This is a genomic window from uncultured Megasphaera sp., assembly GCF_900539295.1.
In the GTDB taxonomy this organism is placed as follows: Bacteria; Bacillota; Negativicutes; order Veillonellales; family Megasphaeraceae; genus Megasphaera.
In genome coordinates this window covers 1-25521 of the sequence record NZ_UQBH01000019.1, presented here as the reverse complement: position 1 = coordinate 25521, position 25521 = coordinate 1, and the positions used below count along the sequence as shown (strand labels likewise).

The 25521-nt window shown below is 48.1% G+C and carries 26 protein-coding genes; 16 read left to right on the top strand and 10 right to left on the bottom strand.

Annotated elements, in window-relative coordinates; translation table 11 throughout:
• The first annotated feature begins 1 nt into the window (after position 1).
• On the top strand, positions 2 to 1936 hold the full coding sequence (drmB, locus tag QZQ46_RS07355) for a DrmB family protein (RefSeq protein WP_296828438.1): 1935 nt from the start codon (positions 2 to 4) through the stop codon (positions 1934 to 1936).
• A gap of 108 nt (positions 1937 to 2044) precedes the next feature.
• Here the strand turns inward: drmB and dcm are convergent, their stop codons facing one another.
• Together dcm and QZQ46_RS07345 are read right to left on the bottom strand one after the other, a co-directional pair.
• Positions 2045 to 3280 carry a DNA (cytosine-5-)-methyltransferase gene (dcm, locus tag QZQ46_RS07350; protein WP_296828436.1) on the bottom strand — a complete coding sequence of 412 codons (1236 nt, stop codon included), beginning with the start codon at positions 3278 to 3280 and terminating at the stop codon, positions 2045 to 2047.
• Positions 3281 to 3376: 96 nt separating this feature from the next.
• Positions 3377 to 3802: a very short patch repair endonuclease gene (locus tag QZQ46_RS07345; RefSeq protein ID WP_296828434.1), complete on the bottom strand. Its 426-nt coding sequence runs from the start codon at positions 3800 to 3802 to the stop codon at positions 3377 to 3379.
• A gap of 263 nt (positions 3803 to 4065) precedes the next feature.
• Between QZQ46_RS07345 and QZQ46_RS07340 the strand changes: the two genes are divergently transcribed.
• The 6 genes from QZQ46_RS07340 (at position 4066) to QZQ46_RS07315 (ending at position 11674) form a co-directional block, all read left to right on the top strand.
• Positions 4066 to 5787: an OB-fold protein gene (locus QZQ46_RS07340; RefSeq protein ID WP_296828432.1), complete on the top strand. Its 1722-nt coding sequence runs from the start codon at positions 4066 to 4068 to the stop codon at positions 5785 to 5787.
• Positions 5788 to 5881: 94 nt separating this feature from the next.
• Entirely contained in the window at positions 5882 to 6055 is a 174-nt protein-coding gene (locus tag QZQ46_RS07335) for a hypothetical protein (RefSeq protein ID WP_296828430.1), read from the top strand.
• 498 nt (positions 6056 to 6553) lie between these two features.
• Complete coding sequence (locus tag QZQ46_RS07330) at positions 6554 to 6862, top strand: DUF3784 domain-containing protein (RefSeq protein ID WP_296828457.1); 309 nt, start codon at positions 6554 to 6556, stop codon at positions 6860 to 6862.
• 23 nt (positions 6863 to 6885) lie between these two features.
• Positions 6886 to 9513 (top strand): magnesium-translocating P-type ATPase, encoded by a 2628-nt coding sequence (gene mgtA / locus QZQ46_RS07325; RefSeq protein ID WP_366135165.1) that lies wholly within the window; start codon positions 6886 to 6888, stop codon positions 9511 to 9513.
• A gap of 167 nt (positions 9514 to 9680) precedes the next feature.
• Positions 9681 to 9845, top strand: a complete 165-nt coding sequence (locus QZQ46_RS07320; protein WP_296828428.1) for a hypothetical protein — start codon at positions 9681 to 9683, stop codon at positions 9843 to 9845.
• Between the two features lie 1061 nt (positions 9846 to 10906).
• A complete protein-coding gene (locus tag QZQ46_RS07315) occupies positions 10907 to 11674 on the top strand; it encodes a zinc-ribbon domain-containing protein (protein WP_296828426.1) in 768 nt (255 codons plus the stop codon).
• Positions 11675 to 11777: 103 nt separating this feature from the next.
• Here QZQ46_RS07315 and QZQ46_RS07310 read toward each other — a convergent pair whose 3' ends face one another.
• Both QZQ46_RS07310 and QZQ46_RS07305 read right to left on the bottom strand, forming a co-directional pair.
• A complete protein-coding gene (locus tag QZQ46_RS07310) occupies positions 11778 to 12119 on the bottom strand; it encodes an arsenate reductase family protein (protein ID WP_296828424.1) in 342 nt (113 codons plus the stop codon).
• A gap of 6 nt (positions 12120 to 12125) precedes the next feature.
• Positions 12126 to 12680, bottom strand: coding sequence for a hypothetical protein (locus tag QZQ46_RS07305; RefSeq protein WP_296828422.1), 555 nt, complete (start codon positions 12678 to 12680; stop codon positions 12126 to 12128).
• A gap of 305 nt (positions 12681 to 12985) precedes the next feature.
• On the opposite strand from QZQ46_RS07305, the gene QZQ46_RS07300 reads away from it, so the two are divergent.
• From QZQ46_RS07300 to QZQ46_RS07290, 3 genes are all read left to right on the top strand, one after another.
• Entirely contained in the window at positions 12986 to 14098 is a 1113-nt protein-coding gene (locus tag QZQ46_RS07300) for a site-specific integrase (protein WP_296828420.1), read from the top strand.
• Positions 14099 to 14229: 131 nt separating this feature from the next.
• Positions 14230 to 14496, top strand: coding sequence for a hypothetical protein (locus QZQ46_RS07295; RefSeq protein WP_296828418.1), 267 nt, complete (start codon positions 14230 to 14232; stop codon positions 14494 to 14496).
• 111 nt (positions 14497 to 14607) lie between these two features.
• Positions 14608 to 15465: an Abi family protein gene (locus QZQ46_RS07290; RefSeq protein WP_296828417.1), complete on the top strand. Its 858-nt coding sequence runs from the start codon at positions 14608 to 14610 to the stop codon at positions 15463 to 15465.
• A gap of 271 nt (positions 15466 to 15736) precedes the next feature.
• On the opposite strand, the gene QZQ46_RS10585 is transcribed toward QZQ46_RS07290, so the two are convergent.
• Positions 15737 to 15811, bottom strand: a complete 75-nt coding sequence (locus QZQ46_RS10585; RefSeq protein ID WP_353736579.1) for a putative holin-like toxin — start codon at positions 15809 to 15811, stop codon at positions 15737 to 15739.
• A gap of 213 nt (positions 15812 to 16024) precedes the next feature.
• Positions 16025 to 16555 (bottom strand): nitroreductase, encoded by a 531-nt coding sequence (locus tag QZQ46_RS07285; RefSeq protein WP_296828415.1) that lies wholly within the window; start codon positions 16553 to 16555, stop codon positions 16025 to 16027.
• 175 nt (positions 16556 to 16730) lie between these two features.
• On the opposite strand from QZQ46_RS07285, the gene QZQ46_RS07280 reads away from it, so the two are divergent.
• The gene (locus tag QZQ46_RS07280) at positions 16731 to 17396 is read left to right on the top strand and encodes an HD domain-containing protein (RefSeq protein WP_296828413.1); all 666 of its coding nucleotides are present in this window, start codon (positions 16731 to 16733) and stop codon (positions 17394 to 17396) included.
• A 139-nt stretch (positions 17397 to 17535) separates the two neighbouring features.
• On the opposite strand, the gene QZQ46_RS07275 is transcribed toward QZQ46_RS07280, so the two are convergent.
• The gene (locus QZQ46_RS07275) at positions 17536 to 18459 is read right to left on the bottom strand and encodes a carbon-nitrogen hydrolase family protein (protein ID WP_296828411.1); all 924 of its coding nucleotides are present in this window, start codon (positions 18457 to 18459) and stop codon (positions 17536 to 17538) included.
• A 216-nt stretch (positions 18460 to 18675) separates the two neighbouring features.
• On the opposite strand from QZQ46_RS07275, the gene QZQ46_RS07270 reads away from it, so the two are divergent.
• From QZQ46_RS07270 to QZQ46_RS07260, 3 genes are read left to right on the top strand one after another with little or no spacing between them, the layout of a single operon-like run.
• Positions 18676 to 19266: an aminodeoxychorismate/anthranilate synthase component II gene (locus QZQ46_RS07270; protein ID WP_296828409.1), complete on the top strand. Its 591-nt coding sequence runs from the start codon at positions 18676 to 18678 to the stop codon at positions 19264 to 19266.
• Entirely contained in the window at positions 19259 to 20647 is a 1389-nt protein-coding gene (gene pabB / locus QZQ46_RS07265) for an aminodeoxychorismate synthase component I (protein WP_296828407.1), read from the top strand. The genes QZQ46_RS07270 and pabB overlap by 8 nt, the downstream gene beginning before the upstream one ends.
• A complete protein-coding gene (locus QZQ46_RS07260) occupies positions 20631 to 21380 on the top strand; it encodes an aminotransferase class IV (protein ID WP_296828405.1) in 750 nt (249 codons plus the stop codon). The genes pabB and QZQ46_RS07260 overlap by 17 nt, the downstream gene beginning before the upstream one ends.
• Here QZQ46_RS07260 and yfcE read toward each other — a convergent pair.
• Positions 21375 to 21920, bottom strand: a complete 546-nt coding sequence (gene yfcE, locus QZQ46_RS07255; protein ID WP_296828403.1) for a phosphodiesterase — start codon at positions 21918 to 21920, stop codon at positions 21375 to 21377. The genes QZQ46_RS07260 and yfcE overlap by 6 nt on opposite strands.
• Positions 21921 to 22341: 421 nt before the next feature.
• On the opposite strand from yfcE, the gene QZQ46_RS07250 reads away from it, so the two are divergent.
• Positions 22342 to 23142, top strand: a complete 801-nt coding sequence (locus tag QZQ46_RS07250; protein WP_296828401.1) for an MBL fold metallo-hydrolase — start codon at positions 22342 to 22344, stop codon at positions 23140 to 23142.
• A gap of 132 nt (positions 23143 to 23274) precedes the next feature.
• Here QZQ46_RS07250 and QZQ46_RS07245 read toward each other — a convergent pair whose 3' ends face one another.
• Together QZQ46_RS07245 and QZQ46_RS07240 are read right to left on the bottom strand one after the other, a co-directional pair.
• Complete coding sequence (locus tag QZQ46_RS07245) at positions 23275 to 23742, bottom strand: hypothetical protein (RefSeq protein ID WP_296828399.1); 468 nt, start codon at positions 23740 to 23742, stop codon at positions 23275 to 23277.
• A gap of 126 nt (positions 23743 to 23868) precedes the next feature.
• Complete coding sequence (locus QZQ46_RS07240) at positions 23869 to 24555, bottom strand: TerC family protein (protein ID WP_296828397.1); 687 nt, start codon at positions 24553 to 24555, stop codon at positions 23869 to 23871.
• A gap of 305 nt (positions 24556 to 24860) precedes the next feature.
• On the opposite strand from QZQ46_RS07240, the gene QZQ46_RS07235 reads away from it, so the two are divergent.
• Positions 24861 to 25499: an NAD(P)-dependent oxidoreductase gene (locus tag QZQ46_RS07235; RefSeq protein ID WP_296828395.1), complete on the top strand. Its 639-nt coding sequence runs from the start codon at positions 24861 to 24863 to the stop codon at positions 25497 to 25499.
• Positions 25500 to 25521 lie beyond the last annotated feature (22 nt).

Sequence of the window (25521 nt, the reverse complement as noted above, 5' to 3'; positions counted from 1 at the left end):
AATGAAAAAAATTGATGACAGTAGAAATGTTGAAAGAAAAAACCTTGATAAAAAGAAGTATTCCGTCAGGGCCAATCAATTAGTACATCAATTCGGCGTCGGGGCTATGATTAATTTTTCGGATCAGGTCCTCATGTGTGCGGCACCAGAATATTGGGAATCTGACGTCACACCGATTCATGATAAGAGGCTGGAAGATAGGTTAGGTGTGAAATATTTTGGCTTGCCGACGGAAAACGAAGATGATGATGGGTGGCATAGAATGGCTTATGTCCGTTTCCCTCAATGGTACTATTGCCCGAAATGTAAACGCCTGCAGCCGATGGATGCGTGGGTGAGAGATTATAGGTTAAAGGCATCTGATTCTGAGAAAGACAGGGATCCTTATATGCTGAAGAACCCCCATTGTCCCTCGTGCGGCAAACAGTATAGACTGGTCTTATCGCGCTTAGTGACCATTTGCGAACACGGGCATATCAATGATTTTCCTTGGATTGCTTGGGCTCATAAACGAAGCAAAAAGAAAATCTGTGATCATCCAAAACTGAAGTTGATTACCATGGGGACGGGACGATACGGCTTCGACAATATTCTTGTCAAATGCGAAAATTGTGGAGCCTCATCGACATTGAGTGGCATCATGGACAAGGATTTGTTCGAAAAATTAGATGACGCTGAAGACCCGGAATTCTTATGTCCCGGCAACCATCCTTGGAAACACACGAAAGAAGCTTGTATTTGTTATCCTAGGGTCACGTTGCGCGGTGCTTCTTCTGTATACTTCCCAGTCGTCAAAACATCCTTGGTCATACCACCTTTTACGACGGATTTGAATGAAATGATTCAGAAAACTGATGCTTACACTCGTGGCTTTCATAATTTATCTAAAGCGAAAGAAAAAAATCGTGGTGAAGAGCGTTTACGGGAAATCATAGAGGATACATCAGAAGAAATTGTTGAAGAACTGAGCCAACGAGTAAAAGAATGTGATGTAAAAAGATTATTGGAAGAAAACTGGATAGATAGTACTGAAAATATTAATGAAGATATTGATGAAGACCAGCGGTTCTGTGAAGAAGAATACGAAGCCTTAGATGGTGAGGCGACGAATGCTAATGAATCGAACTTCTTTAAACGGGAAGAGCAGAATATCGTACCATATCAGAAAATGATTCCTAGCCTGAAACAAGTGGTACTTATCCATAAGATGCGAGAAGTTCTGGCGTTGATTGGTTTTTCACGGATCAATCCTGTATCAGGACCGTCTGATAAAGAACAGTTTGTCTGCATCAAAGAAACGTCTACGGATTGGTATCCTGGCTATCAGGTGCTTGGTGAAGGTATCTTCATCCGTTTCGATGAAGAACAAATCGAAAGATGGATTCGACAGAATGAGCCAGCTTTAAATTCACGTGCGGCAACAATTAATCATAACTATGCACAATCTTTCTATGCGACGGGCAGGCCGAGACAGATTACTGTCAAATTTTTATTCCTTCATTCCTTAGCGCATGCCTTGATTCGGCAGTTGAGCTTTGAGTGCGGTTACAGCATTGCTTCCCTACGGGAACGTATCTATTGCGATAAAGGCGATGGAAGTGGGAAAACCATGACCGGCATCTTAATCTATACAGCGAGCGGCGACTCTGAAGGGACCTTAGGCGGTTTGGTGCGTCAAGGTTATAAGGAAACACTGCCGGATATCATCAAGAAAGCCGTAGAAAAAGTAGGATATTGTACGAACGACCCAGTATGCAGCCTCAGCAAAGGGCAGGGCATCTATTCGATGAACCTTGCAGCCTGCCATTCCTGCTTGTTGCTGCCGGAAACAAGCTGTGAAAACTTCAATGCCTTCCTTGACAGAGGAGTTTTGATAGGCACGATGGAAGAACCGGATATAGGATTCTTCAGTAAAGGCTTCGATACATACTTATGATAAATAAAAGGATCCCCTAGGGCTTTGATGTGACCCCCTAAAGTTAGATTTTAGGTCCAACTTTAGGGGGTCGGTTCACTTGTGTCCCAGGGGATTCTTTTATTACTGTCATTTTTCATTTGCGATGATTTTATCGAGAACCTTGCCCATACGCGTAATCATAGGAACGACGAGGGCGTTTCCCATGCAGAAGTAACGCATACGGCAGGGCATCGGCTTGCCGTTCGATGTCATGCCGCCTGTCCAGCCGACGGGGAAGCCTTGGATCTTTTCGGCTTCTTCCGGGAGGAGGATGCGCAGCCGGCCCGTCCCCGGATCGGCGACGACGTGGGAGCTTCGGTTCAATGTGCTTTCGCTGGTCAACATCGTGCGTGCCGGACGGTCCCACGGATCAGGGAAGGCGACAGGGCCTTCGGAGAAGACGTATTGATGGCCGTTGGCAGCCGTACGGGGGATTTTCTTGGCACCTTTCAGGTAATCCCACTTTTGTAATCTGTCACTAGTTAAATAATAATCCTCATCCTTGCATTTTTCAAGCAGGCTGCCTAAAAGGATAGGTTCTTCATCGGCGACGGTGATGGAAGTCGTGTAGATATGTCCCTGTGTCATGTAGCCGGCCGGCTGAAAGGCGAAAGCGAAAGTATCAGAGACTTCTACGATATCATTCGGCAAAGTGGCTTCCTTGATGTCCTTGATTTCACTGACAGGGAAGGCCTGTGCCATGAAACCGGTCTCTTTTAGGATGGATTCGGAAGTAGCGGTGCGGATATTTTCCACATATCCTGTATCGTCACGATAGGCAAAGATGAACGTCCGGCGCCGACGCTGGGCAGCCCCGTATTCGGCAGCATTGACGACGCGCCATTCGACGGAATAGCCGAGCTGTGCAAGGCAGGCAAGGATGACGCCAAAGTCGCGGCCGCGCTGTTTTGCTGGGGATTTCAGGAGCCGGTCGACGTTCTCGAAGAGACAGAAGGTCGGCTTCTTAACGATGATGGTATCACGGATTTGCCACCAGAGGACGCCTTTCTTGCCTTCGATTCCCTGCGACGATGCAAGAGTATGCGCGACTGAATAGTCCTGGCAAGGGAAACCGCCGACCAATAACGTATGGTCCGGGATGGTATCTTTATCGACGGTGGCGATGTCGTCGCCGGTATGGAATTCACCGTTCTTATCCAGGCTGTCGCCGAAGTGTGCAACATAGCAGTCATGGGCCCACTGCATCTTCTTGCCCGGTTCCCACTGTGAGAACCATACTGTCTCCCAGCCTGATTTTAACGCATCGAAGCCGAGACGGAAGCCGCCGACTCCGGCGAAAAGTTCGCAAATCGTTTTCTTCATGATAAGTCCTCCTTGGCCTATACGGCCATCACACTTGTTCCACGGTCATAAGACTCTCGTCGTTAGCACTGCCCGAGGGCAGATCGATGACCGCTTTCAGCGTACATAGTCAGGCAGGTTCGATAAGATTTCATCGATGCAGCCTTCAAGGTCTTTGTTGATTTGATGCTCCCAGAAATGGAGCGGCAGCCAACCGAGTTCGATCAGCTGTTCATCATAGTCTCTATCGCGCTGGATATTGTCTTCTATTTTCTTTATCCAATAGTCACGATTGGCTTTGATTTTGCATTTTTTGGCATCCCATTGATAGCCGTGCCAGAAATCGCTGTCGCAGAAGATGGCGATATGATACTTCGTCAGCGCGATATCCGGGCTTCCGGGAAGCTTCTTGTAGTTCTTCCGGTAGCGGATGCCCAGGTGCCATAAGGCTTTGCGCAACTTGACTTCGATTTTCGTATCCTTGCCTCGGATTTTGCTCATGATAGCAGAGCGTTCCTTGGTTGTTTTGAATTTGTACTTCATAGCATCAAGACCTTTTGACGAGTACGACTATGGTATATATTAAATGATAACATATGTTCTTGTCAAGATCAAGGTAAGCGGAAAAAAATCGATGGATTTCATCTCCAGGTTGTTTGTGAGACAATAGGCTCGTCGAATGGGATAAATTAGACTAATTAGAGTTTCCCCCGTGATGAATAAGACGAGCAGGAATTCCCTTTTTTGTGTCGAATATGTAATATATAATACACTTTTTTGTGCGTTTTGAAATGGTGGGATAATCCTTGGGTAAAAAACGGTCATCTGGGTGGAAACAGGGAACAGATTCTACAGTGGATTTAGTTCGCTTAAAAGATGGTGAAGAGCGCAGAGATAAGCGTAAGTGTTTGCATTATGGTCGTGGCAATCAAAACAAATGTGGATTTGGAAACGGGGAATGTATCAGCACGTCTCAGTGTCCGGATTATACGGAGGATAAAAGTCCCGAGAATGTGGAAAAATATTATCCCGGTAATGATTTGATTGAAAGAGCTACGGTTTATGAGGCTGACCGGGATTTGTTTAACCGTACTTTAAAAAACGCCCAGTGTCATAATGTGAGTTCCATGTTCCAAGTTGCCCAATATTACGAGCATGGAAGGGGAGTTGAAAAAGACTATGTTCAGGCTATGAAATGGTATAAAGATTCTTTTCGTTTGGAGAAACAGTATGGAGCTGTTGCTGTAGGACGGTTATATGAAGACGGACTGGGAACGAAACAGGATTTGAGAGAAGCTTTGCTATGGTATAAAAAAGGAGAGGCCGTTAATGAACCAGGAGCTAAAAAACGAGCTGAAAAACTAAGACAAAAACTGTCTCCTTATATCGATATACCAGATTGGCCGCCGCTCACTTCGCTGCCTGAAGATACGAAAGAAGAAACGGGCCTCTTTACGGATTTCATTTCGGAGTTACCCATTCCTTCGACGTCAAAAGGGAAGAAAGAACAGAAAGAAGAACATGCCTTCATTGCGGATCCGTGGCTTTTGGGCCAGGCAGCTTATGAGAAAGAACAGTGGGCCGAAGCCTATCAATATTTTGAACAGGCAGCTAAAGCGGGGAAGATTGAGGCAGTATGCAGGCTGGCAGATATGTATTATGATGGAATCGGAATTCCCCGGAAAGATTATAAAAAAGCCTTTCAGTACTATCATCAGGCAGTTTCACAAGACCCGTCTTATGCCATGCATCAATTAGGGATGATGTATGTGAAAGGAGAAGGATTTGAGCCATCGAACCAGGATGCCTTCGATTGGCTGCGCCGTTCGTTTGATGAAAATCATCCAGAGGCAAAAGATGATTTTCAGAAGTTATTTGAGCCACCACAGAGTAAGTCTTTTGAGGAAAGCAATTCGGGCCCCACGGTTGTACTGACAACCTTGCCTGTCGACGGCGTCGCTCCGAACGAAACACCCGCATATAAAAAACCTGGGGTAGGAGATATCATCCCCAGTCTGAAGGACATAGTTGCACTCTTTTCAATTCTCCTTTTTATTTTCATTGGTATGGGCCTGGTGATTAAATTTTTTGAGATACCGACGTCTACAACGGATCCAGTCCGGTCTGTTAGCACGGTTCAGCAATCGCTCCCTAGTTTTCCCCAATATACGATCGGCACAATAAATAATCCTTACTCTATGACGGCTGAAAAGCTGATGGAGGAATATAACAGAAATCCTCGAGCAACGGAAAGACGCTATAAAGGAAAATTTCTTCAACTGACTGGAACCGTCGTACATATGGGAACGTTTTTTAATTCTGATCACAAATATATCCGCGTATATTTTTGGAAGCACAACAATATGGCTTATGAAGTCATTGGGGACCTCGAAGCCCGATACTGGTTGGAAACTATTCAAGTCGGCAATTCAATTACCATGCTAGGCCGCTTTGAAGGCGCTGTTAAACAACCGTCTGACAATGTGGTGTCGTTACAGTTGGATGTTATTGGACGACCAAGAAAATAGCAGATGTAAAAGTAACATGAGGAGTGTTGCTGTTGATGTGGAGAGAGACTAAGGATTACTAATAAATGCGGCTATTATTGTTGGCGTGTTTTGTTTGAACTGGTTGTGGGATTTTGCCCTTGATTACGTGATCGTCAATGAAAGGAATATTCCGGTTATGGCTGCCGGCAAGGATGCTGCCGATGATGTCGTTATTTTGGCTAAGGCCGATTATGACGCTTTGATGGAGACGCTGCATCTGTACGGCGTTCCCGGAATGGCAGAATAATTACACCGTGCCGAACAGGAAAAAGGGATGCCGTTTTCTTCCTTAGAGAATATTCCCGATGTAGAAGGTTGAAAAGCTGGGATAGGAGCGGTTGATGAGATGTCGGCAAATTCGCTGACAATCAATACAGCCTAATCGAAAATGCATTGTTATGAAATGCCTCTTAGAGTTGGACCTAACATCTAACTTTAGGAGGCTTTTTTTTGCAGGCTGTCGTTGTAAACTGGGAGGAATCGCAAGAATTTCAAGCATCGGGCAGAACTTGGATTTGGATCCGATTCGGCTTGAATTTTGTCTGTGTAAAAATAACATAAGGTGTTTAAATGGCTGTTTGGATGTGGTAAAATGAACCTGCGGAGAGCTCCTTTGGTATTTTTGTATTGAATTTATCATAAGTGAGGTCTCCGTTTTATTGCTTTTTAGGTAGCTGAATTCATTATCCGATTGACCGTTGTTGCCATTAACTGGAGGTATTTTATCAATGAAGGGAGAATAGCCATGCATGTCGCAAGTATCTTTTTAGGGGTCTTTTTCCTCTTGGCAGGAGTCCTCTTTGCCTGTGGAAAAGTCCATATTCATCTGTCGAATTGGAAAAACATGCCTTCCGAGGAGAAAGAGAAAATCGATATCGTACCTCTGTGCCGCAATGTCGGCGCCATCATCATGCTCAGCGGAGTTATTTTTCTGATAAAGGGACTGTGGAGCGGTTTTACCGGACATTGGTTTACACTCACGATGGTCGCCTGGTTTATGGTGGCGGGAGCGGATCTTTTATATATTGAAAAAAGCCGGCGGTATCAAAAATAGTTGAGGAAGAGGAGGCGAGAGCCATGAACCAGAACGAAAATAAAAAAGCCATTCGTCTGACCGCGCAGCAGACTGCATTTCGTGAAAAACTGAATCAGCGCATTGAACAGGCAGCGACCCGGCCTGTCGAGGATCTTTTGAACAGTCTGCATACGTCACTGAGCGGACTGAATGAAGACACCGTATCGGAAAACAGGGATACATACGGTTCCAATAAAGTAACGCGGGAAAAACAAAAGTCGCTGGCGAAGCGTCTGGCAGAAGCGTTCATTAATCCTTTCACCGCCATTCTCTTTTTCCTGGCCATCGTGTCTACGATGACGGATATCGTCTTCCCTTATTTTTCGCTGTGGGGCAGCACGCCCGATGATTTCAATCCGGTAACGGTCATTGTCATCGTCGTCATGGTCCTGATTTCCGGCACCCTTCGTTTTGTCCAGGAATCCCGGAGCGGGAATGCTGCGGAAAAACTGCTTTCCATGATTACGACGACTTGTACGGTCACCCGTGAAGAAACGGGAACGACAGAAATCCCTTTGGATGAACTCGTTGTCGGCGACATCGTCCATTTATCGGCCGGGGATATGATTCCTGCCGACATCCGCATGTTGACGGCGAAGGATTTGTTTGTCAGTCAGTCCAGTCTGACCGGGGAAAGCGAACCTGTCGAAAAGACGACCCATGTCAGCGACCAGAAGGAATCGGTCACGGAGTATACGAATATTGCCTTTATGGGCAGCAATGTCATTTCCGGCAGTGCGACGGCTGTTGTCATCAGTACGGGCGATCAGACGCTGTTCGGTTCTATGGCCTCGGCTCTTGCCGGAGAAGCCGTAGAAACCAGTTTTACCCGTGGGGTCAATGCCGTTTCCTGGGTCTTGATCCGGTTTATGGCCGTCATGGTTCCCCTGGTATTCTTCATTAACGGGATTACAAAGGATGACTGGCTCGATGCCTTCTTATTCGGTATTTCCATTGCCGTCGGCTTGACTCCGGAAATGCTGCCCATGATTGTGACGACGTGCCTTGCCAAAGGTGCCGTATCCATGAGTCAGAAGCAGACCATCGTCAAAAATCTGAATTCTATCCAGAATTTCGGTGCCATCGATATTCTCTGCACGGACAAAACGGGGACACTGACTCAGGACAAGGTCGTACTGGAGTATCACCTCAACGTAAATGGCGAGGAAGATACGAGGGTTTTACGTCATGCCTATTTAAATAGTTATTTTCAGACCGGCTATAAAAACCTCATGGACTTGGCCGTCATTCACAAGACGGAAGAGGAAGAAGCCCAGGATCCCAAGCTGGTTGATCTCTCTGAAAACTATGTCAAAGTAGATGAAATCCCCTTTGACTTTGCACGCCGCCGCCTGACGACGGTGGTAAGGAATAAGGATGGGAAGACACAGATGGTAACCAAAGGGGCTGTCGAAGAAATGCTCTCCATCTGCTCCCATGCCGATTATGACGGCAGCGTACAACCGCTTACAGATGCACTGCGCCAGCGCATTTTAGATACCGTAAGCAATCTGAATGATAAGGGCTTCCGGGTTCTTGCCGTGGCCCAGAAAAGCAATCCTTCGCCGGTTGGCGCCTTTGGCGTAAAGGACGAGTGCGATATGGTGCTGATTGGCTATCTGGCCTTCCTGGATCCGCCGAAAGAATCGACGGCCGATGCCATCCGTGCCTTGAAAGCCCATGGCGTCATTGCCAAAATACTGACCGGCGACAATGATAAAGTAACGCGTACGATCTGCAAACAGGTAGGACTGGAAGTTCGCAATATGCTGCTTGGTTCTGATCTCGATCGTATGAGTGATGCCGATTTGGCCAAAGCGGCAGAAACGACCGATGTCTTTGCCAAGCTGACGCCGGATCAGAAATCCCGTGTCGTTTCGGTCCTGCGGGAAAACGGCCACACGGTCGGCTACATGGGTGACGGCATCAATGATGCTGCTGCCATGAAAGCCGCCGATATCGGCATATCCGTCGACACGGCCGTCGACGTGGCCAAGGAATCGGCAGACATTATTTTGCTTGAAAAAGATTTGATGGTACTCGATGACGGCATCATCGAAGGCCGAAAGACCTATGCCAACATGATTAAGTATATCAAGATGACTGCGTCGTCTAACTTCGGCAATATGTTTTCCGTACTGGCAGCGTCGGCGCTGTTGCCGTTCCTGCCGATGATGAGTCTTCAGCTGATACTGCTGAACCTGATTTATGATTTGTCCTGCACGGCCATTCCTTGGGATAACGTCGATGAAGAATTCGTCGCCATTCCGCGAAAATGGGATGCTTCCAGTGTTGGCAGCTTTATGATGTGGCTTGGGCCGACAAGTTCTATCTTTGACTTTACGACCTATGCCTTCATGTATTTTATATTTTGCCCGATCTTTGTTTCACACGGCGTATTGTTTAACAATCTCGCCGCGCATTACAGCGGAGCCGAGCTTACGGCCATGCAAATCAAATATATCGGCATGTTTCAGGCAGGATGGTTCGTCGAATCGATGTGGAGCCAAACACTGGTCATTCATATGATTCGGACGCCAAAGCTGCCATTCATCCAAAGCCATGCATCAGCTCCGGTCATGTTCCTTACCATAGCCGGTATTGCCGTCTTGACGGCGATTCCGTCTTGACGGCGATTCCATTTTCACCGCTGGGACCGGCCCTTGGCTTTACGGATTTGCCGGCCATTTATTTTGCCTACCTTATTCCATGTATTCTGCTGTACATGATGTTGGCAACGAGCGTGAAAAAAGCATACGTCCGCCATTATGGCGAGCTGCTGTAGGAGGTGTGAATCATGATGCTGGATTGGGAAGGCCTCTGGATAGATCTTTTTGGAAGAGGCGAATTACTGGGAATCAATATGGGATTCTGGGTCGCCATGGCAGTCGTTCTGCTGATTGTCATCATAATGAACGCCGTCGTTTGGGGTATGAAACCCAAGGTCAGAAAAGAAGAATAAATGTTTGTATCATCCATGATTCATTTGGAGTTTTGAAATATTGAAATAAAAAACCATGAACTTATGCGTACAAGTCGTGTAAGTTCATGGTTTTTTTGCCGATATTTTGCCGACATTGATATGAAAAATGGGAAGTTATCAGGAAGTTATAGAAGTAATGAAGAAGTACAAAAGATAGGTTGATTGTGGTATAAATGGCTTAGGTATGCGGTGTATGAGATACGGATAAATTGGCCTGATTTTTCATTTTTAAATTACTTACGATAATTAAACGTTATCGGAAGTAATTGGACGTTTTTTCCTACCCCGGTATCCGGCTGGCTCTGAAACTTGGTTTTATATCAATTATACATTATATACCATATATACCATACAGCAATTCTTTTTTCTCGACGCCTTCCCGGAGTCTCCCTCATGGTTTTGTCTCCTTATGACTTGTACCGGATGCCTGCGTCATCCTTATGAGTCTGTACGGGCTTATATAGGTCTATACATACAGAGATGTCAGGCTAATTCAGATATCCGTATATAAGGCTCATGAATCTATGTACTGAATCCGGGCTGTCATAATCTGTATGGCTGTATACGGCGTTTTATGGCTCAACGGATAGCTGCTGCCATATGAATCAGTTCATATGGTGAAAAATAGGTATTGAATTGTCAATTACCATCGTGTAGTTCTTTTTCTCGTTTATTGATAATTATATTGAGAATATAAAATCGTCGCTTATATAAATAGTGCTTCGGAAGTATCTGCACTGCTGTTGTAGCTCTTTTTTCTATCCGTACGGCCGATGTTCATGGGCTGCTTATCCATATCATAGGCCTCCCTTTGGTTGCGTTTTCTTCATAAATTTCTTTACATGTATCATTATTATCCAAGATTTATTGATGTTTCATGAATAGTATGTTAAATTATAACTAGTGTTCCCCTCGTCTTGAAATAGGCAAATACTGTTTTATCTGTATTTATAACAAATCGAAGGATAGAATTTATATACGTTGCTGTATTTGCCAAGGGAATGAAATCTTTCACGGCCATTTAGAAAAAAGGAAGCGATATGATGTTTTGTACTCAATGTGGTAAAAAGATTCAGGATGATGCTAAGTTTTGTCCCTATTGCGGGGCGACCGTTCGCTCAGCTGAAGATTCAAAAGAACCTGTTGAACCCGCAGAACCTGAAGACCCCGTAGAACCGACCGAAGAACCCCGGCAGCAGGTACACAACCTCACCTCACGGGTACGGAATCTGTGGCCGAAGGATAGGAAACAACGGGTGCGGATGTGGAATCGTTTTGTTGTCGCCGTCCTGGTCTGTATGATGGGTGCATTTCTATACTCTGTCCATGACGACGGCTCCGACGTCAGCAAAGAAGAACAAGCGCTGTCAGATCCTACGAAACAGGAAGAAAAACAAGCGCCGGTGAAAGAACAAAAACCGGTAAAATTACCGGCTCCGGCCTCTATTACCAGCTTTGAAGTCGATGAAAACGTGATTGGAGAACCAGTCGCTTATATCCAGATAAAAAACGACAGTGATAAGACCATCGACGGCTTTAAGGTCCGTTTGTCGGCAAGAGATAACTTTGGTCAGGAAGTTACTGAATTCGGATATGGCGATCCGTTTACTGTACTTATGAGTCAACGCACTATCGAACCCCGAGGCCTGTCATCTGATAGTTATCACTGGACGCTCCACGGTCTCGAAAACGGGAGAAAATTTCATGTTGAATTAGCCGAAATCCATTATACCAACGGGACGTCATGGAATTCTTCTTGGAGTGATCCGGTAACGGCCGATACAAAACAAACAGGTGTCCAAGTATAAAACTAAATTTTGACGACAATAAAGCCCCAATAGCGTAACTTCGCTGTTGAGGCTTTATCTGTATTTTGGGGATTGTATTCCTATCATCAAACCGGCAGGATCATCAGTCCCAGGTCTTCCAAACATCCGGCGCGTAGCCGACAGTGGCTTTAGCTCCATTTCGGACGATGGGTGTTTTTAAGACTTGCTGATTTTCCAGTATCTTAGCGTCTTTTTCGCTGTCGACGGCGTATTGGATCAGGGCCAAGGTATCCTTATCCTTGCAGTTGGGGTCGAGCATGGCGTCGATGCCGCCGACGGCTTGTTTGACTTTATTATATTCGCCCTTGCTCAGGCCCTTTTCTTTCAGGTTGACGAATTGGACGGGAATCTTCCGTTCTTTAAAATAGCGCAGGGCTTTTTTGGTATCGAAGCACTTCGTCGTGCCAAAGATTTGTATGTTCATAAGGTTTCAGTCTCCTTTCGAGACGTATGGCGCATAGCGGCGGAACAAGGTCAGGTAGTCTTTCTCGACGTCGGCAAAGGGCCGGAAGGCGTAGTCCGGCAGGACGTGAACGGCCGGGGCTTGCCTCTCCGGTTTATCGTCCAGCAAGTAGGTCAAGTCATACCACAGGAAGTCGTTGTCGATGCCTTTGAGGATTCTTGTTTCTTCTTCATCTAAAGGCGTGTGAAGATATTTCTTATAAATAAGCTGCAGCAGCCGTTCTTTCGTGTCCCGGTAACCGTTCATAACATCCTTTAAGGGCCGCGGGACGTCATACATGTAGCACTCGGTGCTGTCGTGCAGGAGGGCTGCCAAGATCAGGCGTCGTGACAGTCCGCTGGCCTCGGCTTCGTAAGCGCACTGCAGGCAGTGCTGGCCGACGGAATAAAAGGTCCGGACGTGACCGTTGCCGCGGCAAATCAAGGACAAGGCATGGGCGATGTCTTCGATGCAAATGGCATCGGGATCCATCTTGGTGATGTCAAAGTGTCTTCCCGTATAGGTGGTAATCAAATGCGGCATATCTCTCCCTTTCTGTTCCCCAAGGAACGATAGATTCATTATGTATTGTACTACAGATCGCACTTTTTGTATTTAGAACATATGTTTAGCGAGGCTCTCAAGCTTATGAAAGAACATTTGTTTTTATTGAAGTCTGTTTTGCCATAAACAGGGTCTATTTCCCCTTTTAAGCTGTTTTCTCTTCTTTGACGACAGATTACATGTGTCGGAAAATTATCTTTCCTTATATCGGCAAATAAGATGGGAACATTTGTTGCGTCTCCCCAATTATTATTGTACAATACAAATAAAGGAGGCGGTGCGGCGTGTATCTCCGAAAGCGCGGCAAGAAATGGTATTATACAATCGAATATCCGGCAGCAGACGGTGCGGGCCGCAAACGAGTTGAACGGGTCGGAGGCACGACGTACGCCCAGGCCGCTAAAGCCTATCGCCAGGCCATGGCCGCCCTCGATGACCCGGAACAAGATGCGGAACCGGCAGTGGAAGTCATGCCTTTCTTTTTAGAGTGGCTGGAAAAGGACGTGTCCATCAACCTCGGTCCCAACACGTACGATGCCTATAAAGGCGTCATCAAATGGCATATTGGCGCCCGTTTTGGTGGATATGAACTGAGCGAATTGACGACGGCGGAAATCCAGGATTGGCTCAATCTGCTGAAACAAAAAGGCTATTCACGGTCGACGGTTAAGACGATTTTCACGGTCTTTAACGACGGCATGCGCTGGGCCGTATCGAACCGCCAGTATATCGACAGTAATCCCATGGCCAACGTCAAGATGCCGAAGTTCGACATTCCCCGGAAGAAGCCCTTCATCTTCTCGCGCCACCAAATCGACCATATCTTTCAGACTTTCCCTTTGGGGCATAAATATTACGCGCCCTGTATGATTGCTTACTGTACGGGCCTTCGCGTCGGCGAATGTTTAGCCCTTCAGTGGTCCCATATCGACATGGAAAACCGTACCATATCTGTGGACAGCACCTTATATGACAAGACGGGAACGCCGGTCTGCAAGGCGACGCCGAAGACCAAGTCCTCTCTGCGGACTATTCCCTTTAATGAGACTTTATACAAGGCCCTCATCCGTCATAAAGAACAGCAGGCAAGAAATCGCCGTCTCTACGGCAGCGATTACAGGGAAAATGACTTCGTCTGTACTCGTCAGGACGGCCGATCCATGACCAGCAACGACATGCGCTACTTTAACATGTGGTGCAAAAAAGAGTTTCACAACGGCAGCTTCCATTCCTTCCGTCATACTCACGCCACGATGATGCTGGAAAATAACATCGCACTCGACTACGTGTCGAAACGCTTGGGCCATTCCTCCATTGCCACGACGGCCAACATTTACGACACGATCACGGATAAACGCAATAAAGAAGCTATGAAAAAGCTCGATGCCATTTTATAAAATGATGGCGGAAAAGACGGCGGCAAGAAATCGATGAATCGTGAATTTTTCTTACTTTTCCGATAATTAATACTTATCGGAAAGTGAGCATAAAAGAGATGGCCTTACGGCCCTTCATGATCCAGAAAAGGATGGCATACGATGACAGAAAAAAGAAAGTCGATTTTTGTACGACCTGCCGGAAAGATACGGCCTATACGCTGAAGAAACAACCTTTTGTTAAAATCATTAAGGAGAAGGAATACACCTTTAGCATCACCGCAGCCGTATGTGATAATTGTGGCAGTTGGAAGGGTGTTCCTGGATTAATCGATAAAAATGTACAGGAAATGGAAAAACAATACCGTGCATGTGAAAGTATCGCATCTGTTCATGATATGGAGCATTTGGAATATTGACTTTTACTATGTTATAACTTATAATAGGGATACACAGAGAGTGCTGTAATCTCTACGGGGACCAGTGCGAAGGAAAGGCTTTCTCCATTATATGGAGGGAGGCCTTTTTTTTTGAAAGAATTTAGATCTATCGAACAACAAGTCCAGATACTCGAGGAACGCAAATTAAAAATAGATAATAGAGACAAGGTAAAACGATATTTACTAACTCAAAATTACTATAATATTATCAATGGCTATGCAAACTATTTTCCTCGAAAAGGTGATCAGTATACGGGTGGAACCAGCTTTGATGAGATTTCACACTTGTATGTATTTGAGCGTGAAGTAAAGCAAGCCTTACTTCGGGCCATACTTACCGTGGAGACTCATTTTACAGCTATTTTTGCGCATCGTTTTGCAGAAGCTAATGCCAATATTCCCTATGCCTATTTAAATATTAACTGTTATGATAAAGATAAGGCCGTAGAAGCCATTTCGACGATTTCTCGACTAGCTAAAAAAATTGAGCATTATAAAAAGCACAAAGGCAGCAGTATCGCGCATTACGTCAACCAACATCACGACGTCCCCATATGGGTATTAGCTAATTATCTGGATTTTGGAGAATTGAAATATATGTTTTCGAAGTCTACGCTATCCGTTCAAAATGCTGTTGCAAAAGATATGCTGAACTTTATCCGAGAGCACCTCCCAGCTTCCGTTCTGATCATTCCATTTTCACCAGAAGTGATGTATAGCTTTATTGAAAATATAAACGATGTAAGAAATATCTGTGCGCATAATAATAGACTTTTAGGGTTTACTTGTCGACGGGACAGCAAGTATTGGGAACCTTTGCATGCTCAGTATAATATTACTCCTAGTATGCAGCGAAATACTGTATATTCTGTTTTTCTTTCGCTTCAATGTTTTTTGAGTAAAAATGAATATGGTGTTGTACCATACGCAAAGAATGTAATAAATTAGAAACCCGTATGAAGACTATTCATTATAATGAAATTCTTGCAAAACTCGGGTTCCCTGAAGATTGGCATAAAAAAGCAGCTAAGATTAAGCATTAAATACCAGTAAAGTATAATAATTTGTTGATAAATGCCGCCTTCCCTTTTTCTGTTGCCTGTGATAAAATGAGAACAGAGATAGTCCGATGGCTGCACATCGGCTCTCCTCTTTGATTTTGAGTCTGAAGAAGGCCGTGTACCGCTTGGTATGCGGTTTTTTTCAGTTATAAATCAGATTAATGAGCTGAAATAACCAGCACGATTAACGTTGCAAAAGCAATCATTAACGACAATGCCTCATAGACACTCATGCTGATCACCTCACTTCCGTGAGGAAAACCGAATACATCGAACTATCTCATGTATCCTAGTGTAACAAAGATAGCCTATAACTTCAAGTTTTGCACGGAAATGCCCGGCCGCCACGTGCCGGCTATCAAGTTCGATGTCACTTATAAACAGACAAAAAAGGAAAGCGAGTCATGTATCGCTTTCCTTTTTTGTCTAAAATAGTTCTTGCAGCATCAGTCGATATGGTAGACCCGATCTTCTTTCCGGGCAGCCGCTTTCGGGGCTTCTCCTTTAGGATAGCCGATGATGCAGTTGCCGATGCCTTCCCATTCGTCTGCCGAGAGGCCGATTTTATCGAAGATTTTCTTTCCTAAGGGCGTTTCCATTTCTTCTTTGGCCCGGTGGATCCAGCAGCTGCCGAGTCCTAAGGCGTGAGCGGCCAGCATGAGGTTTTCCATGACGACGCTGCCGTCGTATTTTTCCTTGCCCATGCCGTTGTAGCCCAGGACCAGGAGAACGACAGGAGCGCCATAGAAGGGATCGTTTCCTTCGGGCCAGCCGCCGATTTCGTTGTTCACGACAGATAATTCGTGGATCAGTTCCTTATTGGTAATGACCACGATCTTTGAATTCTGCTTGCCCATGCTGGACGGCGCATAGAGGCCGGCTTCGACGATTTGTTCAATGAGTTCGGACGGAACGGCCTTATCCTCATACTGACGGATGCTGCGCCGTTCTAAGAGTGCTTTCATAACTTCGTTCATATAAAATCCCCCTTTCGTACCTCTATTATACTCCATCGACGGGACTTCACAAAGGAAATCGATAAAAATAAACTTTTTCAAAATAAGGCTGAGTTTTTATCGGATTTTTACTCAATATATACATTGCCTTGGTATGCTAAAACGATAAGACAAGAATGAGCAAAGGAATGATTCGATGAAAAAGCTGACCTATGAAAATATCACTCATGCCAAAGAATTGAGTATCTATTTGGAACAGGGCAATAAAGTACTCGATGCCCTGGGCTATTCTGACCATTCACAGAAACACACGGCCAAGGTTGCCGTCACGGCCGGTCGCATCTTAAAGAAGCTGGGCTACGATGAGCATACCGTCGAGTTGGCCCGAATTGCCGGCTATATGCACGACATCGGCAACAGCATCAACCGCGTCGACCATGCCCATACAGGGGCTCTCATGGCCTTCCAGTTCCTTCGCGACTGGGGCGCTCCGCCGGAAGACATTGCGGCCATCATCTCTGCCATCGGTCAGCATGACGAACGAAGCGGCGTCGCCTTTGACCCCATTTCGGCAGCCGTCATCCTGGCGGACAAGAGCGACGTCCGCCGCAACCGCGTACGCAATAAGGTTCCCGAAACCTTCGATAAACACGACCGGGTCAATTACGCTGCCTTGTCGTCCAAACTCCACATCGACCGCCACAAGGACGTCATCCGCCTGGAAATCGAGTTGGATGAATCGATCTGCTCCCTCATGGATTACTTTGAAATCTTCATGCAGCGCATGCTCATGTGCAAGCGGGCCGCCAAAGTATTAGGCCTTCAGTTCAAAATGGTTGCCAACGGCAATAAAATTGCCTGAATTTCCATAGCCCCTACCGGCACGACCGCCTCCCTGTTGTCGGTAAAGGGCCCATCGAAAAGAGCGTTAAACGGAGTTTATCTTCGTTTAACGCTCTTTTTTTCGTCTTCCCTATGGTCTAAAAAGCCATTCTCCTTCCCTATTCATGAACCTTGAGTTCGAGAATATCCGGGCGGCTGTAATGACCGGCAGCGTCGAATTCCATGTGGCGCAGGGCGACTTGATTCATGTCCAGGTCGGCGTAGATGATGGCTTCCTTATCCCAAACGGGCTCGGTGACGTAATGGCCGCAGGGATCGATGATGCAGCTGCCGCCGCGGCAGGTCTGATCATTCAGTTTGTCCACAGCCTCTTTTTCCACTAAATCGGCGGGATACATGGCCTTGGTAAAGTATTGGTCGACGTTAAAGACGTAGCAGCGGCCTTCGATGGCAATGTGCTTGATCGTGTCCTGCCATTCGGGATTGTCGTTAGTGTTGGGGGCCAAATAGAGGCTGACTCCTTTTTGATAGAGCGCCGTTCGAGCTAAAGGCATGTAATTTTCCCAGCAAATGAGCGATCCCATGGGCCCCCACGGCGTCTGGACGATAGGAAAATAGGTCGACGGCACGTGAGAATCGGCCCAGATATAGCGTTCGGCACCGGTCGGCTTTATCTTCCGATGGAGGGCTTGCAAAGTGCCGTCGGGCCCGAAGATGACGTTGCTGCAATAGAGCGAATACGTCGTTTCATCCCGTTCGGTAATCCCTAAGCTGACGTAGATGCCAAAGGCCTTGGCGGCGGCTGCGACGTCGTCCAAATCGCGGCCGACGACGACGGACTCTTCATAGTAACGCAGCCAGTCGGCCCGTTCGGCTTCGGAGCGGCTGCCGACGGTAAAGCCGAAGGTCAGGCCGTAAGGGTAACACGGCACCAGTGATTCGGGAAAAACGATGAGCGAAGCCTTATTTCGCCCGGCTTCTTCGATTTGTGAAACGACTTTGGCCAGCGTCGCCTTTTTGTCGAACATCACCGGTGAGGCCTGGGCAATGGCCGCCCGCAGTGTATTCTGTAAAATTCGCATATATATCCCTCATTTCCCTTTTTATTTTTAGTATACTGGAAAAGGCGGACTTCGTACAGCCTGTTTTAAGATATAAAAAAACTTAGGCAAAACAAGGTGAATTATGGTATACTAATTAAGAAGAATATTTTTTCAACACAGATTACGGACCTTTACGGATAACGACTGTGCAGTTTTGAGCTGCCGCCGCTATCCTTTTTTTATAAGGAGGTATTAATGTATCTCATCGTCGATAACTATGATTCCTTTACGTATAACCTGGCCGACCTCGTCGCTAAAACGGGGCGCGACGTCGAAGTTCGTTCCTGCGATGCCATCGGTCTCGGCGAAATCGCCGCCATGAAGCCTGACGGCATCATCATTTCCCCCGGACCTAAGGGGCCGGCCGATGCCTGGCAGTCCCTGGCCATTGTGCAGGACTTCAAAGAGACCGTCCCCATCCTTGGTATTTGCCTCGGCATGGAGGTCCTGGTCTATGCAGCCGGTGCTTCTGTCACCCGCGGGAAAAGGCCGATGCACGGCAAGGTGACGGCCATTCATCATAAAGGGAGAGGCCTCTTTAAAGGTCTTCCCGAAACCTTTTCCGTGACCCGCTACCACTCGCTGGTCGTTCAAAAAAACTCCCTTCCCCGAGACTACCGCGTCGACGCTATGAGTGACGACGGCGCCGTCATGGCCGTGTCGCACAAAGAGCTGCCCCTCTTCGGCCTCCAGTTTCATCCGGAAGCCCTCTTGTCGGAGTACGGCGACGACTTGATCCAAGCCTTTTGCCGCTGCGCCGAAAAAGGAGGTCGATACGATGCCTGAACCCTATGTCCGCCGTTCGGACCTTCCCTATACGGCCAGTCAGATTTTCTCCCTCTTTGCCGACGAAAAAGATGCGGCCTTTCTCGATTCTTCTCTGGAAAATAAGCTGGGCCGCTACGCCATCATCGGCCTCGTTCCCTATCACACGGTGACCGTCGAAAAAGGGCGCCTCCGCGTCGACGGCAAGTACCATCCGGGATCGGCCGAAGCCTATCTCAAGGATTACCTCCGACGCCATGGCCGGAAGAATTATACCGACCTGCCGTTGACATCGGGAGCCATCGGCTACGTCACCTACGACTACGGCATGAAGGGACAGGGCCTTTTGTCACAGCATGCACCGAAAACCGATATCGCCGAGATGAAGTGGGTCTTTTACGACTTTTTCATCATCGAAGACTTAAAAGATCACAGCCTTTGGTTCATCGCCAACGGCCATACCGAGGAGGCTCCGGCCTTGTGGGACAAGATGGAAAGCCTCATCGGGCAGCGCATGGCAGCCTTCACCCAGCCGTCCCTGACCGAGATATATCCCGCCGCCATACGGCCTGATTGTACGCCCGATGAATACGCCTTATCCCTGCGAAAATTGATGAGCTACCTCGTTTCCGGCGACGTCTATGTCACCAACTTCACCAGTACGTTGACCGTCGACAGCCCCTGCCCGCCGTACACTCTCTTTTCCCGCCTGCGCCGGGACAATCCGTCGCCCTTCGGAGCCTATTTGCAGTACGGAAATTACCAGATCGTCAGCTCCTCGATGGAACGACTGCTTCACATCGACGGCCGGAGAATTGAGACTCGGCCCATCAAAGGGACACGACGCCGGGGAAAGACGGCGGCTGAAGATACGGCCCTGCGCCAAGAATTAAAGGATTCGCAAAAAGATCGCAGCGAGCTGTTGATGATCGTCGACCTTGAACGAAATGACCTCCATAAAATCTGCCAGCCTGGCAGCGTCACCGTGCCTGCCTTATTTACTGTCGAAGACTATGCGTCGGTCTTCCACTTAGTCGCCAGTGTGACCGGCATTTTGCTGCCGGACCAGACTGCCGTCGACGCCCTTACGGCCCTCTTTCCCGGAGGTTCCGTCACGGGGGCGCCCAAGAAGCGGGCCATGGAAATCATCGACGAGCTGGAAGCGAGCCGGCGTCAGCTTTATACGGGCACCATCGGTTATCTCTCCCTCGACGGAAACTGCGACCTCAACATCGTCATCCGCACGGCCGTCCATCAAAAGGACACCTATTATATCGGCGTCGGCGGCGGCATTACGGCCGAATCGGATCGGAACTTTGAGTACGAAGAAATCTGGCAGAAAGCCAAAGCCTTGCTGACGGCCTTGAAAGGAGAACCCTTTTATTATGAACCTTACCTTTGATGACGGCTATCAGTTCGGCCTCGGTGCCTTTGAAACCCTGTCTCTGGTCCATGGACGTCCCCTTTGGCTCGAAGCCCATGAAGCCCGGCTGCAGCGTACCCTGGACTGGTTGGGCATTTCCCTGCCTGCCGATTGGAAAGAGCGGTTAGAATCGTATTTAACGAAGGACGGAAGCAATAAAGGCGTTCTAAAAATCCTCGCTTCCGATCATAATTTATGCTTCACATCCCGTCCCAATCCCTACGAAGCCATGATGTCTCGTCCGGGATTCGTCCTGGCCCTGTCGGATATACGGCGCAATGAAAGTTCCCCCTTCGTCGGCCATAAGACCTTTAATTACGGCGATTCCATCTTAGCCAAACGGAAAGCGGCCCGACAAGGCATTGACGAACCGATTTTCTGCAATACGAAGGGCGAACTTTCCGAAGGAGCCGTGAGCAACTTGTTCTTCATAAAAAATGGGCAGCTCTATACGCCGCCCATCGAGGCCGGACTCTTGCCGGGCATCGTCCGCGCCTACCTCTGTTCTCGCTATGATGTCATCGAAAGATCCATCGTTCCCGATGAAATAGGGTCCTTCGACGAGTGTTTTATTACCAATTCCCTCATGGGCATCATGGCCGTCCGCCAATTCGGCGAGTACGTCTTTCCCGTATCGGAAGAAACGCAGACAGCTGCCCTCTTCCAAAGCTATTTACAGGATCGGCTCCGCCCCTTTCCGGCATCCCTATAAGGTCAGTTCATGAAAATCCTTGCCGTCCATATCCTTCCAAGTAAAGGTTTGATTTTCCCAGATGAGATAACTGTGGGGATTGCCGTCTTTCGGAAGGGACGCCGAGCCCGGATTGAGATAGTAATTATCCTGGCCGAAGGGTTCCCATACCGGCAGATGAGTGTGGCCGTGGAGGAGGATGTCCCCTTTCTGAAGGGGCGGCAGCGAATGGGTATTGTAGTGGTCACCGTGGGTCGCATAAACGACGAGGGACCCCTGGGTCAAGATGGCGTAAGGGGCCATGATGGGAAATTCCAAGACCATCTGATCGACTTCGCTGTCGCAGTTGCCGCGGACGCAGAGGATGGAGTCCTTCATGCCGTTCAGCATGGCAAAGACTTCTTTCGGATTATAGTCTTTCGGCAAATCATTTCGCGGCCCGTGGTAGAGGATGTCGCCGAGGAGAAGGAAACGGTCGGCACCTTCCCGCTGATAAGCTTCGAGGAGACGGCGGCAGTAATAGGCCGAGCCGTGAATATCTGAAGCGATGAAATATTTCATGTTATACCTCCCGGTGCCCGTCTGGCACCTGATATACGCTAAATAAGATCCTAATGCAGCAGGGGACTGCCGAAAGAGGGCTATTCCCTTGGCTGTTTTTTATTGTGCGTGTCTTTAGTATACGGATTTTTGGAGTTGACTGCAAGATGGGATGGGTATCAGAAGATATGGGGCCTTGGTTTCTATATAAATAAGGCTTCCGATAACTTGTGATTTTATCGAAAGCCCTGTTTTGCAGGAGTGTTCCCCTATGCTGTCTTATAAGGTTGTAATTTGTACTTCTTTTTCGATGGCTGCGACCTTTTCCGGATCGACGACGCCGCTTTCTGCTTCAAGAACGTTAGCCGTCCCGCAGGCATTTACACCGTCCCTAAAATTTGTTATATTAATACGGTACTTTTTGATTAGAAGGGAGCTTGTTATGAATCTTACCATCTTAGGCACGGGCAATGCTACCGTCACCCATTGTTATAACACCTGTTTCGTTTTAGAAGAAAAGGGGCAGTACCTCCTCGTCGACGGCGGCGGTGGAAATGGGCTCTTACAGCAGCTGGAAAGGGCAAATCTTCGCTGGCAGGATATGCGGACGGTCTTCGTCACGCACAAGCACATCGACCATCTCCTGGGCATCATCTGGCTCATGCGCATGATGTGCCAGTCCTGGCGGCGCGGGACGTATGACGGCGAGGCCACGATCTATGGGCACGACGAAGTCATCGGCCTCCTGCGCTCTATGGCGACGTCTCTCCTCGCTGCGAAGGACAGCCGCTACCTCGACGACAAGCTCCATCTGATCACCGTCGAAGACGGCGACAAGCACACCCTCATCAGCCATGACGTCACCTTCTTCGACATCCGCTCGACGAAGGCCAAGCAGTTTGGCTTCGCGATGGAACTTTCTGACGGCCGCCTGACCTGCTGCGGCGACGAACCGTGCCAGCCCTGGGAAGAAGACTACGTCAAAGGCAGCAAGTGGCTCCTTCACGAAGCCTTCTGCCTCGACGCCGATGAAGCCATTTTCCACCCTTATGAAAAGAATCATTCTACCGTAAAGGACGCCTGTGAACTCGCTCAGCGACTGGACGTCCAAAACGTCATCCTCTATCATACGGAAGACAGCGACTTAGCCCACCGTAAGGCCCGCTATGCCGAAGAAGGCAAAAAGTATTACGACGGCAACCTTTACATTCCTGACGACCTTACGGTATTCACCGATTTATAAATCCATCCCTCGCCAAAAAGCCGGCCGACTTCCCTATCGACCGGCTTTTTTTGGATATGAAAAAGGAGGAAATCCTCTTCCGGAAACAAAAAACACCAGCCCATGGATTTGGACCGGTGTCTTATCGCTTTCTTATTTGTCTAATTTTCCGACGGTAATTTCTTCGACGCGGTTATTTTCGATTTCGATGTCGATACCGAGGTCTGAGCGGCCGGTGACGTAATAGATGTAATGATCGTCCCGAACGGCATCGGGTTCGCCGTAAATGGTTTCTACCTCAGCAACATCCATGCCGACATGGACGCCGTCCGCCGTAGCCCAGCCGTTATTGGCCGAGACTTCGATTTGATGGACACGGTCGTACTTTAAGTCGATGGACACGGAGTTGCCGTATTCATATTCCGTGTCTTCCGTAGCCCGTTCTTTTTCCATGTGAACGTCTACTTTGGTCGGCATGCCGTACATCGAACGAATGACCGAGCTTTCGGCATCGAAAGGGATGCCGCCGATACGCAGGGCCGAATGCGGAACCGACGCAAAAGCAGCGGCAGCTACGGTCGTCAAGGCCAAGGTCAGGCCAAAGATTTTCCACGTTTTCATCGCGATTACCTCACTTTATCAATGGATTGCAATTATTGAATAGTTTTATGTCATTTTAACACAGTTCATATCATAAATCAAACGGACGGGGCTTTCGCCGGCGGAGCGAAGTCCTTAGAACCCGCCTTAGCCTTGGGCTTTCGCCGTCACACTGCGGCTCAGAACCAAACCGACGGCGATGACGCCGACAGCCAGGAAAATCTGGATGGCCAAGGGAGCCCACGTGCCGACGGAAGACTCGATCATGGGGCCTAAGATTTTGTCGTGACCGATCATAGAGCCTGCCGTCCAACCGAGGAGGCCGGCACCGGCGTAGAGGATGACCGGGAAGCGGTCCATGAGGCGGCCGATAATGGTACTGCCGCCGACGATGATGGGAATGCTGACCAAGAAGCCGATGGCTACCAAGAGGAAGCTGCCGTGAGAGGCACCGGCAATAGCCAGGACGTTGTCGACACCCATAGCGGCGTCGGCGATGATGATGGTCTTGATGGCCCCCATGAGGTTATCCGACGCTTTGACATTGTCGTGATGTTCTTCCGGAACGAGGAGCTTTACCGCAATGGGCAGGAGAATCAGGCCGCCGATGACCTGCAGATACGGAATGGTCAGCAGCCATACGGCGATGAAGGTCATGATCAGCCGAATGATGACGGCCCCAGCCGTTCCGATGAGGATAGCCTTTTTGCGCAGGGCCGGCGACAACTTATTGGCTGCCATGGCGATGACGACGGCATTGTCGCCGCCGAGGAGGATATCCAGCAGGATAATCGTCCCTAAAGCCGTGAAAAATTGCATTGATAACAGTTCCATATGATTTCTCTCCTACTTTCTTTGAATAAAACAAAAGAGACTTCCGCATGGTATCAGTCAGGCTGGTATCATGCGAAAGTCTCACCTATTGCAAGAGCAATGCTGCCACCAGCCGGTCATAACGGCACGATGTTGATGGACAACTGAGGGTTACTCCCCTTCGCTATTTTATTACGGAATTAGTATAGCAGAAGGATACTCTTTTTGTCAAGATTCCCATCGGCTATCGATTGCCATCTCCCATATTTATATTAAAACTATTTATGCTATAATAAGAACATGCATACATATTGGAGGTGTTATCTATGAATACAACGACTATCGGCTTTATCGGAACGGGTGTCATGGGAACGGGCATGATCCGCAACCTGAAAAAAGCCGGCTTCCCAGTTAACATTTATACGCGTACGAAAAGCAAGGCTGACGCCCTCATCGCCGAAGGCTGCCAGTGGTTTGACTCGCCGGCTGCCGTCGCTGCGGCGTCGGACGTCGTCATTTCCATCGTCGGCTATCCGAAAGACGTGGAAGAAGTCTATTTTGGCGATAACGGTATCTTAAAGGGGAAAAAAGGCGGCACGGTCATCGACATGACGACGTCGAGCCCGTCCCTTGCCAAAGAAATTTACCACAAAGCCAAGGTTTTGGGCGTGGATGCCCTCGATGCTCCCGTCTCCGGCGGCGACGTCGGCGCTAAAAACGGAACCCTGGCCATCATGGTCGGCGGCGAAGAAGCTGTCTTTGACGCTATGAATTCCGTCTTTTCGGCCATGGGCAAGACCCTGACCTACTTCGGTCCGGCCGGCAGCGGCCAATACGCCAAAATGAGCAACCAAATCGCTATTGCGTCCAACATGATGGGCGTCTGCGAAGCCATGGCTTACGCCAAAAAGAGCGGCCTCGACCCGGAAAAAGGGCTCTTTGTCAAATATTGGGGTGCCAACTAAATCATCCACCGCGAATGGACGT